This is a genomic window from Desulfomicrobium baculatum DSM 4028 (assembly GCF_000023225.1).
In the GTDB taxonomy this organism is placed as follows: Bacteria; Desulfobacterota; Desulfovibrionia; order Desulfovibrionales; family Desulfomicrobiaceae; genus Desulfomicrobium; species Desulfomicrobium baculatum.
In genome coordinates this window covers 3,120,795-3,134,719 of record NC_013173.1, presented here as the reverse complement: position 1 = coordinate 3,134,719, position 13,925 = coordinate 3,120,795, and the positions used below count along the sequence as shown (strand labels likewise).

The 13,925-nt window shown below is 58.2% G+C and carries 16 protein-coding genes; 12 read left to right on the top strand and 4 right to left on the bottom strand.

The genetic code is table 11. From position 1 onward, the window contains the following. Positions 1–44: 44 nt before the first annotated feature. Entirely contained in the window at positions 45–419 is a 375-nt protein-coding gene (locus tag DBAC_RS13715) for a DUF3568 family protein (protein ID WP_015774909.1), read from the bottom strand. Between the two features lie 59 nt (positions 420–478). Further along, positions 479–2,212 (bottom strand): single-stranded-DNA-specific exonuclease RecJ, encoded by a 1,734-nt coding sequence (gene recJ, locus DBAC_RS13710; protein WP_050762104.1) that lies wholly within the window; start codon positions 2,210–2,212, stop codon positions 479–481. Positions 2,213–2,362: 150 nt separating this feature from the next. Here recJ and DBAC_RS13705 point away from each other — a divergent pair, with 150 nt between their 5' ends. Next, positions 2,363–3,250, top strand: a complete 888-nt coding sequence (locus DBAC_RS13705) for a DUF2156 domain-containing protein (RefSeq protein ID WP_015774907.1) — start codon at positions 2,363–2,365, stop codon at positions 3,248–3,250. On the opposite strand, the gene topA is transcribed toward DBAC_RS13705, so the two are convergent. Continuing rightward, positions 3,247–5,487: a type I DNA topoisomerase gene (gene topA, locus DBAC_RS13700; protein ID WP_015774906.1), complete on the bottom strand. Its 2,241-nt coding sequence runs from the start codon at positions 5,485–5,487 to the stop codon at positions 3,247–3,249. The genes DBAC_RS13705 and topA overlap by 4 nt on opposite strands. Before the next feature lie 127 nt (positions 5,488–5,614). On the opposite strand from topA, the gene era reads away from it, so the two are divergent. Genes era through fliQ form a run of 11 tightly spaced genes read left to right on the top strand, consistent with a single transcriptional unit; the run spans position 5,615 to position 13,099 of the window. Then, the gene (gene era / locus DBAC_RS13695) at positions 5,615–6,532 is read left to right on the top strand and encodes a GTPase Era (protein ID WP_015774905.1); all 918 of its coding nucleotides are present in this window, start codon (positions 5,615–5,617) and stop codon (positions 6,530–6,532) included. 18 nt (positions 6,533–6,550) lie between these two features. Beyond that, complete coding sequence (locus DBAC_RS13690; protein ID WP_015774904.1) at positions 6,551–7,246, top strand: YggS family pyridoxal phosphate-dependent enzyme; 696 nt, start codon at positions 6,551–6,553, stop codon at positions 7,244–7,246. Positions 7,247–7,270: 24 nt separating this feature from the next. After that, a complete protein-coding gene (locus DBAC_RS13685) occupies positions 7,271–8,026 on the top strand; it encodes a motility protein A (protein ID WP_015774903.1) in 756 nt (251 codons plus the stop codon). 19 nt (positions 8,027–8,045) lie between these two features. Beyond that, positions 8,046–8,882 carry an OmpA/MotB family protein gene (locus DBAC_RS13680; protein ID WP_143890949.1) on the top strand — a complete coding sequence of 279 codons (837 nt, stop codon included), beginning with the start codon at positions 8,046–8,048 and terminating at the stop codon, positions 8,880–8,882. Further along, on the top strand, positions 8,882–9,610 hold the full coding sequence (locus DBAC_RS13675) for an OmpA/MotB family protein (protein WP_015774901.1): 729 nt from the start codon (positions 8,882–8,884) through the stop codon (positions 9,608–9,610). The genes DBAC_RS13680 and DBAC_RS13675 overlap by 1 nt, the downstream gene beginning before the upstream one ends. Before the next feature lie 35 nt (positions 9,611–9,645). After that, positions 9,646–10,161, top strand: coding sequence for a flagellar basal body-associated FliL family protein (locus DBAC_RS13670; RefSeq protein WP_015774900.1), 516 nt, complete (start codon positions 9,646–9,648; stop codon positions 10,159–10,161). An 18-nt stretch (positions 10,162–10,179) separates the two neighbouring features. Next, on the top strand, positions 10,180–11,157 hold the full coding sequence (gene fliM / locus DBAC_RS13665) for a flagellar motor switch protein FliM (RefSeq protein ID WP_015774899.1): 978 nt from the start codon (positions 10,180–10,182) through the stop codon (positions 11,155–11,157). Positions 11,158–11,166: 9 nt separating this feature from the next. Then, positions 11,167–11,733, top strand: coding sequence for a flagellar motor switch protein FliN (gene fliN / locus DBAC_RS13660; protein ID WP_015774898.1), 567 nt, complete (start codon positions 11,167–11,169; stop codon positions 11,731–11,733). Continuing rightward, positions 11,726–12,082 carry a flagellar biosynthetic protein FliO gene (gene fliO, locus DBAC_RS13655; protein WP_015774897.1) on the top strand — a complete coding sequence of 119 codons (357 nt, stop codon included), beginning with the start codon at positions 11,726–11,728 and terminating at the stop codon, positions 12,080–12,082. Before fliN ends, fliO begins: the two co-directional genes overlap by 8 nt. Positions 12,083–12,113: 31 nt before the next feature. After that, a complete protein-coding gene (gene fliP / locus DBAC_RS13650) occupies positions 12,114–12,809 on the top strand; it encodes a flagellar type III secretion system pore protein FliP (RefSeq protein WP_015774896.1) in 696 nt (231 codons plus the stop codon). 20 nt (positions 12,810–12,829) lie between these two features. Further along, on the top strand, positions 12,830–13,099 hold the full coding sequence (fliQ, locus tag DBAC_RS13645) for a flagellar biosynthesis protein FliQ (protein WP_015774895.1): 270 nt from the start codon (positions 12,830–12,832) through the stop codon (positions 13,097–13,099). A gap of 9 nt (positions 13,100–13,108) precedes the next feature. Here the strand turns inward: fliQ and DBAC_RS13640 are convergent, their stop codons facing one another. Then, positions 13,109–13,864: a TrmH family RNA methyltransferase gene (locus DBAC_RS13640; RefSeq protein ID WP_015774894.1), complete on the bottom strand. Its 756-nt coding sequence runs from the start codon at positions 13,862–13,864 to the stop codon at positions 13,109–13,111. Positions 13,865–13,925 lie beyond the last annotated feature (61 nt).

Sequence of the window (13,925 nt, the reverse complement as noted above, 5' to 3'; positions counted from 1 at the left end):
GGCGCAGCAGCAAAAAAGCCCCCGGTGCGCGGGGGCCTTGGCCGTTACAACCGGGCCTGGATTGCTTCGTGGATGCGCCGCGATGCCAGTTCGTCGCCAAGATACCCCACCCGGATGGAGACTTCGGTGGTCGTTGAGCTTTGGGCCGTCAGCGATATCCAGGCTTCCCGGTCCCCGTCCAGCACCTTGACCGATGCCTTGCTGAGCTGCTTTTGCTTGTCCTGCACGGGCAGCCCAAGCGCTTCGCATCCGGCTAACGTGGCCTGGTACGTGGCGTCGAGATTGGCGTTGTAGGTTCGCTGCAGCTGCCCGGCAACATAAGTGTACGTTCCCACCGCTGCCGCGCCTCCGACCACCAGCGCCGCGCATCCGGTGCTGAGCAGCACGAGAAGAATCATCAAATTCTTGAGGCTTTTCATATATTCCTCCAATATTTTCGGTGCTATCTACGTGATTTCAGCGATAAAGAAAAGTGCGGTTATTCCAAAGACAGGATGTCCTGCACGGCCAGCTCGATCTGTTGCAGTCCATTGAATTTCGACAGCCGCGGAGTGTAGGCGATCTTGATCTGTTTGCCCGTAAAAGATGCATCCTGCCAGCGTTCTCCCTGTCTCCAGGCCACGGCGCGCATGTTCGTTCCGTCGCTGGAGTCGGACAAATGCAGCTCCAAGTGTTTCTTTTGACTGAAAAAACGATGTTTGAGGATGCTTAGCGGCGGGGAAAGGAAAATGGGCCTCGGGTTTCCTTGGCCGTAGGGCTGCAGGAGTTCAAGTTCTTTGAGCAACGTGGCCGTGATCAAGGCAAAGGGCAGTTCCGCGTCCAGTTCCAGGACTGGCGGGGCCGGGTTTGCGCCCAGTTGCTCTTCCACGGCCCAGGCAAAAAGATTTTTCAAATTGGCCAGTTGGAATGGTTCGAGTTTCAGCCCTGCGGCCTGCCGGTGGCCACCGAATTTGTAGAGGCACTGTTTGCAGGACAGGAGGGCCTGATACAAGTCGAAGGTGGGGGTGGAGCGGCCCGAGCCTTTGAAGATTCCGTTTTCTTTGGTCAGGATCAGACACGGGCGATGAAAGCGCTCCACGATGCGCGAGGCCACGATGCCGATGATGCCTGAGTGCCAGTGTTCGGAATGCAGCACGAGGCCGGGCAGGTGAAGCTGTGACTCGGCCTGGGTGATGGCTTCTTCCAGGATGCGCTGCTCTTCGAGTTTGCGTTTGGCGTTGAGTTTGTCGAGTTTCGTGGCCAGCTGCCGTGCTTCCTCCGGGTCTGTCGCCAAGAGCATGCGTACGGCGAGGTCCGGGTCGCCGATGCGGCCGGCGGCATTGATGCGGGGCGCCAGGGCGAAGCCGATGGAGCCTGTACCCACGTTGTCGTCAGGTCCAAGTCCGCTGATTTCCTTGAGGGCCTGGATGCCGGGACGGCGGCCTTCCTTGATCAGCAGAAGCCCGTTTTTGACCAGGATTCTGTTCTGTTCATCCAGGGGGACAACGTCGGCGACTGTGCCCAGGGCGACCAGGTCCAGGAAATCGCGGATGTCCACCGCGGCCCCGGGGAGGAGACGGTTTACCGCGCCCATGAGCAGAAAAGCCACTCCGACCCCGGCGAGGTTGGGAGTGGGCCAGCCCTCGAGCTTGGGGTTGATGATGACCTCGGCCTCGGGCAGGTCCTGGCCGGGCAGGTGATGGTCGGTGATGATGACGTGCATCCCCAGCGCCTTGGCTTCTCGAATCTCTTCGATGTTGGCGATGCCGCAATCGACGGTCAGCAGGAGACCGACACCCTGGGCCGCCAGTTCGCGGATGCCGTCGACATGCAGCCCGTAACCGAAGTCAAGCCTGTCGGGGATGTAATGGCTCACCTCGACGCCCCGGCGGGCCATGAAGTCTATGACCAGCGTCGTGGCGGTAATTCCGTCCACATCGTAGTCGCCCCAGACCGCGATCCTGCGGTTTTCCTTCACCGCGGCGCAGATCAGGGCCGCACCTGCTTCGATGCCGGGCCATTTGTCCAGCGGATGCAGGTAGCGAAGCCCGGGGCTCAGGAATTTGTCCATGTCGGATTCACAGGCCAGACCGCGCAGGGACATCAAGTGAACCAGCAGGGGGCTCACTTCAAGCCGTTCGGCGATGCCTCTTTGCTGAGCAACGCTGAGTTCTGCTTCGGGGGCAGGAGTTTTTAGTTTCCAGTCGGCCTGGGTATCTGACATAAGGTTCATGCTTCCGGAAAAATGGGGTTACGTGCTTTGACATCCACGGGTTACAAAGTATAATTGTTTTTGCCTCAACTGCAAGAGCTTTGATTTCTTGAGTTTTTAAATCTGATCAAAATGACCGTAATTGTTGCGTAACTTATATCGGAAGGGCCTATGGAAACAACGTTTCGCCCCATCACCCTTGACGGGCAGGAAGAATATAACCGGCGCCTGGCACAGTGCAGCCAAAAACCGTCGGATTACAGCTTTATCAACCTCTGGGGCTGGGGCCGGGAATACGGCCTGGAATGGTCCTTCAGGGACGATTATGTACTGATTCGGCAAACCTTTCCGCAGACCTTGTACTGGGCTCCTGTCGGGGATTGGGAAAAGGCCGACTGGGGGGCCTTGCAGGACTCCCTGCCTGAGAGCACCTGCTTTATCCGCATCCCCGAGGAATTGAAGCTCATCTGGGAACAACGATTGAGCGGGGTCGAAGTCGAGGAGTGCAGGGAACACTGGGATTATCTCTATGATGTTGGTGAGTTGACCGAGCTGAAAGGGCGGAAATTTCACAACAAGAAAAATCTGCTCAATCAGTTCATGCGCGACCATGACGCAAAATTCGTGACACTGGATGAAAAAACGGTGGAATGCGCCTTAGCCTTGCAGACGGATTGGTTTTTGTGGCGCAACAGCGAGAACGACCAGACTCTGGACGCGGAAAACCTGGCCATCGTCAAGGTCATGCATGACTGGTCCAGGCTGGGGGGGCTTATCGGAGGGGGGCTGGTGGTCGATGAAAAGATGATCGCCTACACCATTGCGGAAGCCTTGGACGATACGACCGTCGTGATCCATTTTGAAAAAGGGTGTCCCAATTTCAAGGGCGTGTACCAGGCCATCAACCAGATTTTTCTGGAGCAGTGCTGCCAGGGCTTCCAAATCGTCAACCGTGAGCAGGACCTTGGCGACGAAGGGTTGCGCAAAGCCAAGCTCAGCTACAACCCGGTGGCGTTTCTGAAGAAATACAGGGTCTGTATGCGGGGCGGGTTGGTCTAGTCCAATTTTTCCCAGTATCCGCAATCCTTGACCGGACAGGCCAGGTGCGCTCCCCTGGCCTTGGTCTCTTTGCGCACCAGGATTTTTGATTCGCACAGCGGACAGGGCTTGGCCACGGGGAAATCCCAGACCGCGTAATCGCATTTGGGATATTTGCTGCAGGAATAGAAGGGCTTCCCGCGGCGGCTGGTTTTTTCGACCAGTTCGCCGTCGCAGCCGTCCTTGGGGCAGGCCACGCCGGTACTCACGGATTTGGTGTGGCGGCAGGCGGGATAATTGGAGCAGGCTACAAATCTGCCGCCGGTCTTGGTCTTTTTGACCACCAACCGACCGTCTTCGCATTTGGGGCAGGGCCCGAGCTCTTCGGGCGCTTCTTCCTTGACCAGCTCGATTTCCCCGGCGTTGTTGCGGATGTAGTTGCTGGTAAAGGAACAGGCCGGATAGTTGGCGCAGCCCAGAAAAGTTCCGTTCTTGCCGAATTTGACCACAAGCCTGCCATCCTCGCATTGGGGACAGGACAGTCCCGTGTCCATGCCGGCCTTGACCTGGGTCATGTTTTCCCGCGCCTTGTCCAGGGTCGGGTTGAAGTCCAGGGTGAAATCCCGGAGCAGGGCGACCCAGTCGGTTTCGCCCTCGGCGACATGGTCGAGGCTTTCTTCCATGCGCGCCGTGAAGCCGGCGTCCATGAGGTGGGCGAAATGTTCCACCAGAAGGTCGCAGACAATGACGCCCAGGTCCGTGGGCTGGAAATGTTTTTCCTCGATGTGGACGTAGTCGCGCTCTGTCAGGGTGGAGATGATGGCCGCATAGGTCGAGGGTCGGCCGATGCCCAGCTCTTCGAGCTTGTGCACCAGGGACGCTTCCGAGAAGCGAGCCGGGGGCTGGGTGAATTTCTGTTCCTTGTGCAGCTTCTCCAGACGCAGTTCCTGTCCGGTCACAAGTTTCGGCAGCAAGGCGCTCTGGTTGTCCGAGGATTGCGGCCAGATCTGCAGAAAACCGGGGAAGACGAGTCTCTCGCCTTTGGCGCGCCATTGGGCCGGGCCGCTTTCAATGGTGGCCACGGTATCCCAGAAGCGGGCGGAAGCCATCTGCGAGGCCATGAAGCGCTCCCAGATGAGCCGGTAGAGCTTGTACTGTTCGGGCGGCAGGTTGTTTTTGATGGAATCGGGAGTCAGGCTCGGATCGACGGGGCGAATGGCTTCGTGCGCGTCCTGGGCGCTGCCCTTGCTTTTGTAGACCCGGGGCTCCTTGGGATAGAATTCCGGCCCCAGGGTGCGGGTGATCCACTCGCGGGCGCCGTCCTTGGCCTCATCAGAAATGCGCACCGAGTCGGTACGCATGTAGGTGATGAGTGCCGTGGTTCCGCGTTCGCCAAGCTCTACGCCCTCGTAGAGGCGCTGAGCCACGGACATGGTCCGTTTGGCGTTGAAGCCGAGCTTGTTGCTGGCATCCTGCTGCAGGGTGGAGGTGATGAACGGCGGACGAGGGTGGCGCTGGCGTTCCTTCTCGACGATGTCCCGTACCACATAAGACTGTCCGTCGACGCGGCTTTCCAGGGCCAGGGCCGTCTTTTCGTCGCCGATGACGGGTTTTTCCCCGTCCACTTTCCACAGGTCGGCGTCAAAGGGCGGAGGGGTCTCGCCCTGGACCGTGATCTTGAAAACCCAGTATTCTTCGGAAACAAAGGCCTGGCGTTCACGTTCGCGGTCCACGATGAGACGCAGGGCCACGGATTGGACCCGGCCGGCGGACAGGCCGCGTTTGACCTTTTTCCAGAGCAGCGGAGAAATTTTGTAGCCCACCAGGCGATCCAGAATGCGTCTGGCCTGCTGGGAATCGAAGAGGGGCTTGCGCAGTTCCGTGGGGTTGGCCAAGGCTTCTTTGACCGCCTTGGCCGTGATCTCGTTGAACTGAATGCGTTTCACATTCGGATTGGAAGTCCGGATGACTTCGGCCACGTGCCAAGCGATGGCCTCCCCTTCACGGTCCGGGTCGGGTGCCAGATAGACCGTGTCCGCAGCCTTGGCCGCGGATTTGAGTTTGCTGACGACCTTGGCCTTGCCGGGGATGATCTGATAGTCCGGGGCAAAGTCATTGCCCTCGTCCACGCCCAGGGTTTTGGTCGGCAGGTCACGCACGTGTCCCACGGATGCTTCCACTTCATACCCGCCGCCCAGAAACTTTTTGATGGTTTTGATTTTGGCGGGTGATTCGACGATGATTAAGTCCTTGCCCATAATGTTTGGGGGCTATATCCAGATTCCGAAGCGCAGGGCAAGGGGTAATTCCCGTAAATCCCGAAAGCTTTCCCGCGGTTGATTTTCAACCCGTCGGTATCCTTTTACAAAGATCATAATGGAACCCATGTCCCCTACCTATCGAGCAGGATTCATCGCCCTAGTCGGGCCCCCCAATGCAGGAAAGTCCACTTTTCTGAACAAGGTCCTTGGCGAAAAGATCGCCATTGTCTCTCCCAAGCCCCAGACCACCCGTACCAGCATCACCGGGATTCACACCACCGCCGAAGAGCAGATCATTTTTCTGGATACGCCCGGCGTGCACACCGCGCGCGGCAAGCTGAACCGTTTTCTGGTCGATGCCGCCTGGGGTGCCTTGCAGGAGGCCAACGGCGTCATCCTGTTTCTTGACGGCTCTCGGTATGCGGGCAACGAAAAGGCCCTGGAGCGCGACCTGCGTCCTCTGGCCAGTCGCATCGGTTCTCTTGGCGTGCCCATGGCCGTGGCCTTGAACAAGGTCGATCAGATCAAGCCCAAAGAACGCTTGCTCGGACTGCTGGCCGATTGCGCCGAGCGTTGGCCCGGAGTGGAGCTGGTGCCCATCTCGGCCCGCACCGGCGTAGGCGTTGACGGTCTTCTGGCCGTGGTCCGCGAATTCTTGCCCCTGAGCCCGGCGCTTTTTCCCGAAGATCAGTTGAGCACGGCTTCCGTGCGTTTCATGGCCTCGGAGATCGTCCGCGAAAAGCTTTTCCTGGCTCTGGACCAGGAACTGCCCTACAACGTGGCCGTTGAAATCGAGACTTGGGAAGAATTGCCGGAGCAGAACATGACCATGATCGGGGCCATGATCTATACGTCAAAAAACAGTCACAAAGGAATGATCGTGGGCAAGCAGGGGCAGAATTTGAAGGTTATCGGCCAACAGGCCCGCCAGGAACTCAAAGCGCTGCTCGGCACAAAGGTGCATCTGGAACTTTGGGTCAAGGTGCGCGAAGGATGGACCGAGGACGGTCAGTTCATGACTTCCCTGGGCCTTGGGTCCTAGGAAAAGAAGGGAGCGTCCATGGATCAATCAAGCATCACCGACCGTTGGCTAAAAGTCCTGGAGCAGATGGCCGCAGCTGCCCGCAGGGCCGGGCGGGCGCCGGACAGCGCGCGTCTGCTGGCCGTTTCAAAGCTGCATCCGGCGCACGACATCCGGGCGCTTTTCGAGGCCGGTCAGCCGATGTTCGGTGAGAATTACGTGCAGGAGGCCCTCGGCAAGATGGCGGTCCTGCCGCGCGAGATATCCTGGCATCTTATCGGACATCTGCAGACCAACAAGGTCAAGAGCGTGGTCGGGCGCTTTGCCCTGATTCACGGGGTGGATTCTCTGAAACTGGCCCGCTCGTTGCATTGTCAGGCCGAAGCCATGGATCTGACGCAGGACGTGCTGGTGCAGGTCAACTTGGCCGCAGAAAAACAAAAGAGCGGTATATTCGAGGCGGACCTGCCTCCTTTGGCTGAGTTTCTGGCCGGAAGTTCGTTCTTGCGCTGGCGGGGACTCATGCTCATGCCTCCTTTTTTTGATGATCCTGATCGGGCGCGCCCCTATTTCGCCCGCTTGCGGGAGCTTGCCGATACCTTGCGCACAGGCTTCGGCCTTGCCTTGCCGGAATTGTCCATGGGCATGACCGGGGATTTCGAGGCGGCAATCGAGGAAGGGGCCACCTTGGTGCGCATCGGCACCAGAATATTTGGAGAACGCGGCTCAAACTAACGGCCACTGGGGACGGATGTTTTTATGGATCTGGCCACAATCATCGGAATCTTGGTCGCCTTCGGGCTGGTCATCGCCGCCCTTGGCGGGGACGGCTTTTTGTTTCTGGATTTTTCCTCGCTGCTCATCGTCATTGGCGGAACCATAGGCGCGGTGCTGGTGACCTATCCTTTGGAGAGCGTTCTCGGCGTGGCCCGCATCATCAAGAAGACGTTCATGTCCAAGGCCGACGATCCGACGGCCCTGATCGCCCAGTTTTCCGACTACGCCACCCGGGTTCGGCGCGAGGGAATCCTGTCCCTGGAAGCGCATCTGAAGAACATCCCGGATGATTTTCTGCGCAAAGGCCTGCAACTGACCGTGGACGGTCTTGATCCGCAGCTGATCCAGGAAATCATGGAGACCGAGATTTCATGTCTTGAGGAGCGGCACCTGAAGGGGGCCGAAATTCTGCAGACCTTTGGAAATCTGGCTCCGGCAATGGGCATGATCGGGACGGTCATCGGGCTTGTGCTCATGCTCAAGCGCATGAACGACCCCTCCACCATCGGCCCGGCCATGGCCGTGGCCCTCTTGACCACCTTTTACGGAGCCGTCATGGCCAATCTGATTTTCATTCCCATGGCCGGCAAGCTGCGCGCGCGCAGCCGGGAGGAAGTTCTGGTCCGTTCCATGATCGTGGAAGGGATCATGTCCATTTCCCGGGGCGAGAACCCGCGCATTCTCGAAGAAAAGCTGAACAGCTATCTGCCTCCCAAGGAGCGCAAGGTCAGGTCCTGAGCCTGGAAAGGGGATACGCGTGATCAGAAAAAGGGCACGAATCGAGCAATCGAAACCAGGGCTTCCGTCCTGGATGATCACCTTTTCGGACCTGGTCACCCTGATGATGACCTTTTTCATTGTGCTCGTGTCCATGGCCTCGCTTACGGACATCTACAAGCGCAAAGTCGCCATCGGCTCCGTTTCCGGCACCTTCGGCACCGGCGCGCCCAGCATGAACGACCTGACCACGGTGGACACCAGGACTCAGGTCGATCCCGGGCCCATCAACGTTTTCAAGGACCTCTCCCCGGTCAGGGACCATCTCTGGGAAGACCCGGACAAGGACCTGCGCTTTGAATCCAACCGCTTCATGCAGCGGCTGTCCATTGGGGCCGATGCCCTTTTCGCCCCCGGTTCCGCAGACCTCACGGCGGGCGGGCGGTCGCTTCTGGACCGCTTGCGTCCCGTGGTCATGGAAAGCTCGCATCCTTTAGGGTTGTCGGGGCACACCTCTGAGGGCATGGACGAGTTTGGCCCGGATTATTTGGCCAAGCCGTGGATAAAGGTCGATTTTTCCTGGGAGCTGTCTCTGGCGCGGGTCATGGCCGTGTACAAATATTTCATTGAGACCGGCGTCGAGCCTGAAAAATTACGCTTGGAGGCATTTGGACGATTCCGGCCGCGCTTGACCACCGAGGCCCCCGGTGAGAGGCAGACCAACCGGCGGGTTGAAATCACCCTCGACCGGCGTGTCGGCAGCTGGAGCCACGAAATGGCGGCCCAGGCCGTTCGCGAAGAATCTACCCAAAAGCCCGGGGACAGCTACCGGGTGAAGGATTTTCTGTTCCGTTTCGACCTGCCGGGAGAACCCTGATGGCCCGCAGGAAAAAACGCGCCGAGTTGGAGTCGCCGGGTGCGTCCTGGATGGTCACCTTCGCGGACCTCATGACCCTGCTGCTGAGTTTTTTTGTGCTGCTTTTGTCCATGTCGTCCATGGACAAGTCCATCCTGCGCGATGTGGTTTCCCATTTCGTGGGCGACATGGGGCTGGCTCCGAAAAAAGGGGCGGGCAGGCTGACGACCAAGTTCGAGTTCATGAACAGGATCATCGAGAATCCGGCGGAGGCGCTGCACGATCCGCAACGCATCAAGGATTTGCTTTTTCCGGATGAGGTCTTGCCCGAGGGTATGGCCAGGAGCACCCTCAACGAGAACCTGCAGATCCTGGTGCGTCCCGAGGGCATAGCCCTTGTCCTCTCCGACGGGATGCTCTTTGGCGTCGGCGAAAGCGCTCTGACGGAGGATAGCCGCAAGCTCCTGTCGGAGTTCGCCCAGTTTCTGGCCTCCGTGACCATGCCGGTCAATGTGGCGGGGTACACGGACAATATCCCTGCGGGTCAAAAGGACAACTATATGCTGTCCTCGGAGCGGGCCATGTCAGTGCTGACCTTCTTTTTGCAGCAGGGTTTTGATCCCAGGCGTTTTTCCGTCTCCGCTTACGGCGAGGCATTTCCCTTGGGCGACAATGCCACGCCTGAGGGTCGGGCCAAGAACAGAAGAGTGGAGATTTTATTGAAAACCACGGGCAGAACGTATCTTTAGGCCCGTTTTTCGCAAGGATCAAAAAGGAGGAATATATGGCCGAAAAAAAAGCGCCTGCACCGGAAAAGGCGGAAAAGAAAAAGGGCGGCAAGCTCAAGCTCATTATCATAGCGCTCGTTGTGCTTGGCGTTCTGGGTGGGGGCGGTTTTGCGGCGTGGAAGTTCTTTCTGCAGCCGAAGACGGCAGGCGATGCGGCCGCAAACGCCACTGCCGAGGGCGCCGGTGAGCAGAAGGCCGAGGTCGAGCCCGGGGGACAATTGGTGACTCTGGATTCTTTCGTGGTCAATCTCTCCGACCCCATGGGACGCAGATATCTGAAAACCACGCTGGACGTGGAAGTGGCGAGCGCTGCCGCAGCGGCGGAATTGACCGCGGCCATGCCCAAGGTCAAGGATACGCTGCTGCTCCTGCTTTCCAGCAAATCTTTCGCCGATATCAGCAGCATGGACAAGAAGATCGAGCTGAAAAACGACATCGTCAGCCGTCTGAACCAGATTATCGGCAAGAACAAGGTGCGCAATGTCTATTTTACGGAATTCGTGGTCCAATAAGCGACTGGTGGGCAGCATATGAGTAAGATCCTGAATCAGGATGAGGTCGATGCCCTGCTCCGGGGAATTTCGGGCGGGGAGATCGAGACCGAAGAAGAGGTGGCCGCTGATACGAAAGGCTTCGTGGCTTTTGATCTGGCCAACCAGGACCGGATCATTCGCGGCCGCATGCCGGTGCTTGAGATCATAAATGATCGCTTTTCACGACTTTGCACCAGTGCATTGGCCAATACCATGCGTAAACGGGTGGACGTGAATCCGATCTCCATCGATATGTCCAAGTTCGGTGATTTCATGCGTTCCCTGCCCGTGCCGACGAGCATCAATATTTTCAAGATCGATCCCCTGCGCGGCAATGCCCTGCTGGTGGTCGATACCCGGCTGGTGTTTTCCCTGGTGGAGAATTTTTTTGGCGGTGCGGGCAGCCAGCCTAAAATCGAGGGCCGTGATTTCACGCCCATCGAACAGTCCATCATCGTCAAGGTGGTCAAGATCATCCTGGCCAATCTGGAAGACGCCTGGCGTCCGGTGCACGAGGTCAGCATCGAGCTGCTGCGCTCCGAGATCAATCCCCAGTTTGCCACCATTGTCCCTCCCAGCGACGTGGTGGTGGTCATCTCTTTCGAGGTGGAACTGGAAAACGCCCTGGGGTCCATGGTTCTGGCGCTGCCATACGCAACCATAGAACCCATCAGGTCGAAGCTTTATGCCGCCTTCCAGACCGAGCGACTGGAAATTGACCATGCCTGGATTTCCCGTTTTCGGGATCGGCTCATGGAGACGCCCGTTGACATGAACGTCACGTTCGGCACGACGCAGATCACCGGACGCCAGCTCCTCGACATGAAGGTCGGCGACATACTCATGCTGGATCAGGACGAGGACGACATGCTTTCGGGCCGCATTCACGGGATTCTCAAATTTTTTGGACTTCCGGGTTTTGTCAAGGGAAACAAGGCGTTCAAGATCATTAAAGAACAGGAACTCAATTACTAGGGGAACGGTATGGTCGAAGATCAGGACAAGTTGGCGGCGGAATGGGCCGCGGCCCTAGAGCAGCAAGGTGAGGCAGAGGCCGAAGGCGGCGGGGGCGAGAAGGATTTGGCCGATGCCTGGAGCTCGGCGCTGCAGGAACAGGATTCCGGCGGCTCCGATCAGGCCCTGGCCGATGAATGGGCCAAGGCGTTGGCTGATGAGGAAGAGACCAAGATTCAGCATGAAAAAAAGCAGAAGCAGCTCGCCGCCCAGAGCAAGGATTTCGAGTACAAAGATTTGACGGCGGAAGCCAAGGCGCCCAGGCCCGAAGCTCTGCGCAAGGATCTTGATTTCATCCTCGACATCCCGCTTGAGGTCTCGGCCCAGCTCGGAAGCACCAAGCTGCTCATCAATGAGCTGCTGCAGCTCGGGCAGGGGTCGGTCATAGAACTGAACAAGCTGGCCGGTGAGCCCCTGGAGATACTGGTCAACGGCAAGCTCGTGGCGCGAGGAGAGGCCGTGGTCATCAATGAAAAGTTCGGGGTGCGGCTGACCGATATCATCAGCCCCATCGAGAGGGTGAAGCAGCTTGGATAACGCGACTTTGACAGGTGCCGGTGCGGGGCTTGGTCTTGCTTCGGTCAAAATGGCGGCGGCTTTGCTGCTTATTTTGGGGCTCATCTTCCTGGCGCTTGCGCTCATGAAACGCTACGGGCTGGCGGCCCGGCTGCAAGGCAGAACTTCAGGCGCCCTGCGGGTCGAGGAGCGAGTCGCCTTGGGCCCGCGCAAACAGCTGGTGGTGGTCCGCTTCTTGAATAAGCTTCTGGTGTTGGGCGTTACCGACAGCGGAATCAACTTGATAGCGGAGCACCAGGCAGACAATGAACCGACCCCCGATTTTCAGACGACTTTGGACCAGGAAGCTAGGGAGAATCCTCCTTCCTAGCCTGTTTTTCTGTTTTTTCCCGTTTTTGCTCATGGCCGCCGACGGGCCCAATCTTCCTTCTCTTTCCATGCAGCTTTCCAGTGGGCCGGCGGAACCGCAAAAAGTGGCCGTGGCCCTTGAGATCATGGCGCTGCTCACAATGCTGTCCATGGCTCCGGCCTTTGTGCTGACGGTCACCTCCTTCACCCGGATAATCATCGTCTTTCACTTTCTGCGTCAGGCCATGGGGACCCAGCAGATGCCGCCCAACCAGGTGCTGGCCTCGCTGGCCATTTTTATGACTGTGGTCATCATGATGCCGACGGGCCGCACCATCAACGACACGGCTCTGCAGCCGTATCTGAACGAAGAAATCGGCTATGGGGAAGCTCTGGAGCGGGCCGAGACGCCGCTCAGGACGTTCCTTTTCAAGCATACCAGGGAAAAGGACCTTTCCGTGTTTTTTTCGATCACCGGACTTGAGCGACCGCAGAACAAGGATGAAGTGCCGACCATGATTCTTGTGCCTGCCTATTTGATCAGCGAGCTCAAGACAGGATTTCAGATCGGATTCTTGATTTACATCCCATTTCTTATTTTGGACATGGTCGTAGCGAGTATCCTTCTTTCCATGGGTATGATGATGCTGCCGCCAGTCATGGTGTCCCTGCCGTTCAAGATTCTTCTCTTTGTCATGGTGGATGGCTGGAATCTGATAATAGGCTCTCTTGTCAACAGTTTTGTCTAGTCTTCGACCAGGAGTGGAACATGACCCCTGAATTCGTGATCGGTTTCGCACGGCAGTCCATCGAGCTGACCCTGATCATCGCCTTGCCCATGCTCGGCGTGGGCCTGGGCGTGGGCGTTTTTGTCAGCATCTTGCAGGCCGCGACGCAGATCCAGGAAATGACCCTGACGTTTGTGCCCAAGATCATCGCCGTTTTTTTGGCGCTGCTCATCTCCTTTCCCTGGATCATGGACAAGATGATCACGTACACGCAGGAGATTTTCCTGAATTTTCCGCAATACATCAAATAGCCCGTCCCGCTAAAGTCTTTGCCGCAACATCTCCGTCATGATCATGGCTCCGGCCTGAGCCACGTTCAGTGAATCAAAACCACCCTGCATGGGGATGGACAGCATTTCCGTGCAGCGTTTGCCCACATTGGGGCGCATTCCCTTGTCCTCATTGCCGAGCACCAGCACCGCAGGGAAATTCAGGCGGGCCTGAAAAAGGTTCCGACTGTCAGGCCCGGTGCCTGAACCGTAGATCGCAAGACCGGCCTCGGCGCATGTATCGAGCGCCCGGGCCAGGTTGACCACCTGACACAGGGGCAGGCTGTCCAGGGCCCCGGCTGCGGCCTTGGCGGCCGCAGGGCCGATGAAGGCCGTGCGGTCCTTGGGAAAGAGCAGGCCTGCCCCGCCGAGGGCCAGCAGGGTGCGGGCCAGGGTTCCTACGTTTCCCGGGTCCTGTACCTGGTCCAGGGCCAGGATGAGGGGGAAGGGGCTCTGACAGACCTGCGTGATGAGCCGGTCCAGTTCGATCAGCTGCCGGCCGCGCAGGCGAGCCACCACGCCCTGATGATTTCCGGGAAACATGCGGTCCAGATCCGGGCGCCGCACCTTGCGAAAGCGCACCCCCAGTTCACGGCATTTGCCGATCACTTCGCCGAGGCCGGTCGCGTCTTCGGAGAGAAAAACCGTGTCCAGTGCGTGCGGCCTGGAGGCGAGAAGTTCGAGAACCGGCTTGCGGCCGGGGGTGAGATGGGAGTTGTCGGACTTTTCGTTGTGTTGTTGATCCATGATGAGTCCCTGGTTCGGGTTTGCAATTTGATTTTTTTTTCTGTAGCAGGTCAAAATGCTC

Excerpts from the sequence above, each read along its gene's own strand:
- DBAC_RS13685 (WP_015774903.1), top strand. The coding sequence starts at position 7,271 with ATGGATCTGGCCACAATCATCGGAATCTTGGTCGCCTTCGGGCTGGTC.
- DBAC_RS13640 (WP_015774894.1), bottom strand. The coding sequence starts at position 13,864 with ATGGATCAACAACACAACGAAAAGTCCGACAACTCCCATCTCACCCCC.
- recJ (WP_050762104.1), bottom strand. The coding sequence starts at position 2,212 with ATGAACCTTATGTCAGATACCCAGGCCGACTGGAAACTAAAAACTCCT.
- DBAC_RS13670 (WP_015774900.1), top strand. The coding sequence starts at position 9,646 with ATGGCCGAAAAAAAAGCGCCTGCACCGGAAAAGGCGGAAAAGAAAAAG.
- DBAC_RS13715 (WP_015774909.1), bottom strand. The coding sequence starts at position 419 with ATGAAAAGCCTCAAGAATTTGATGATTCTTCTCGTGCTGCTCAGCACC.
- fliM (WP_015774899.1), top strand. The coding sequence starts at position 10,180 with ATGAGTAAGATCCTGAATCAGGATGAGGTCGATGCCCTGCTCCGGGGA.
- fliQ (WP_015774895.1), top strand. The coding sequence starts at position 12,830 with ATGACCCCTGAATTCGTGATCGGTTTCGCACGGCAGTCCATCGAGCTG.
- DBAC_RS13675 (WP_015774901.1), top strand. The coding sequence starts at position 8,882 with ATGGCCCGCAGGAAAAAACGCGCCGAGTTGGAGTCGCCGGGTGCGTCC.
- era (WP_015774905.1), top strand. The coding sequence starts at position 5,615 with ATGTCCCCTACCTATCGAGCAGGATTCATCGCCCTAGTCGGGCCCCCC.
- DBAC_RS13705 (WP_015774907.1), top strand. The coding sequence starts at position 2,363 with ATGGAAACAACGTTTCGCCCCATCACCCTTGACGGGCAGGAAGAATAT.
- fliP (WP_015774896.1), top strand. The coding sequence starts at position 12,114 with ATGGCCGCCGACGGGCCCAATCTTCCTTCTCTTTCCATGCAGCTTTCC.
- topA (WP_015774906.1), bottom strand. The coding sequence starts at position 5,487 with ATGGGCAAGGACTTAATCATCGTCGAATCACCCGCCAAAATCAAAACC.
- fliN (WP_015774898.1), top strand. The coding sequence starts at position 11,167 with ATGGTCGAAGATCAGGACAAGTTGGCGGCGGAATGGGCCGCGGCCCTA.
- DBAC_RS13690 (WP_015774904.1), top strand. The coding sequence starts at position 6,551 with ATGGATCAATCAAGCATCACCGACCGTTGGCTAAAAGTCCTGGAGCAG.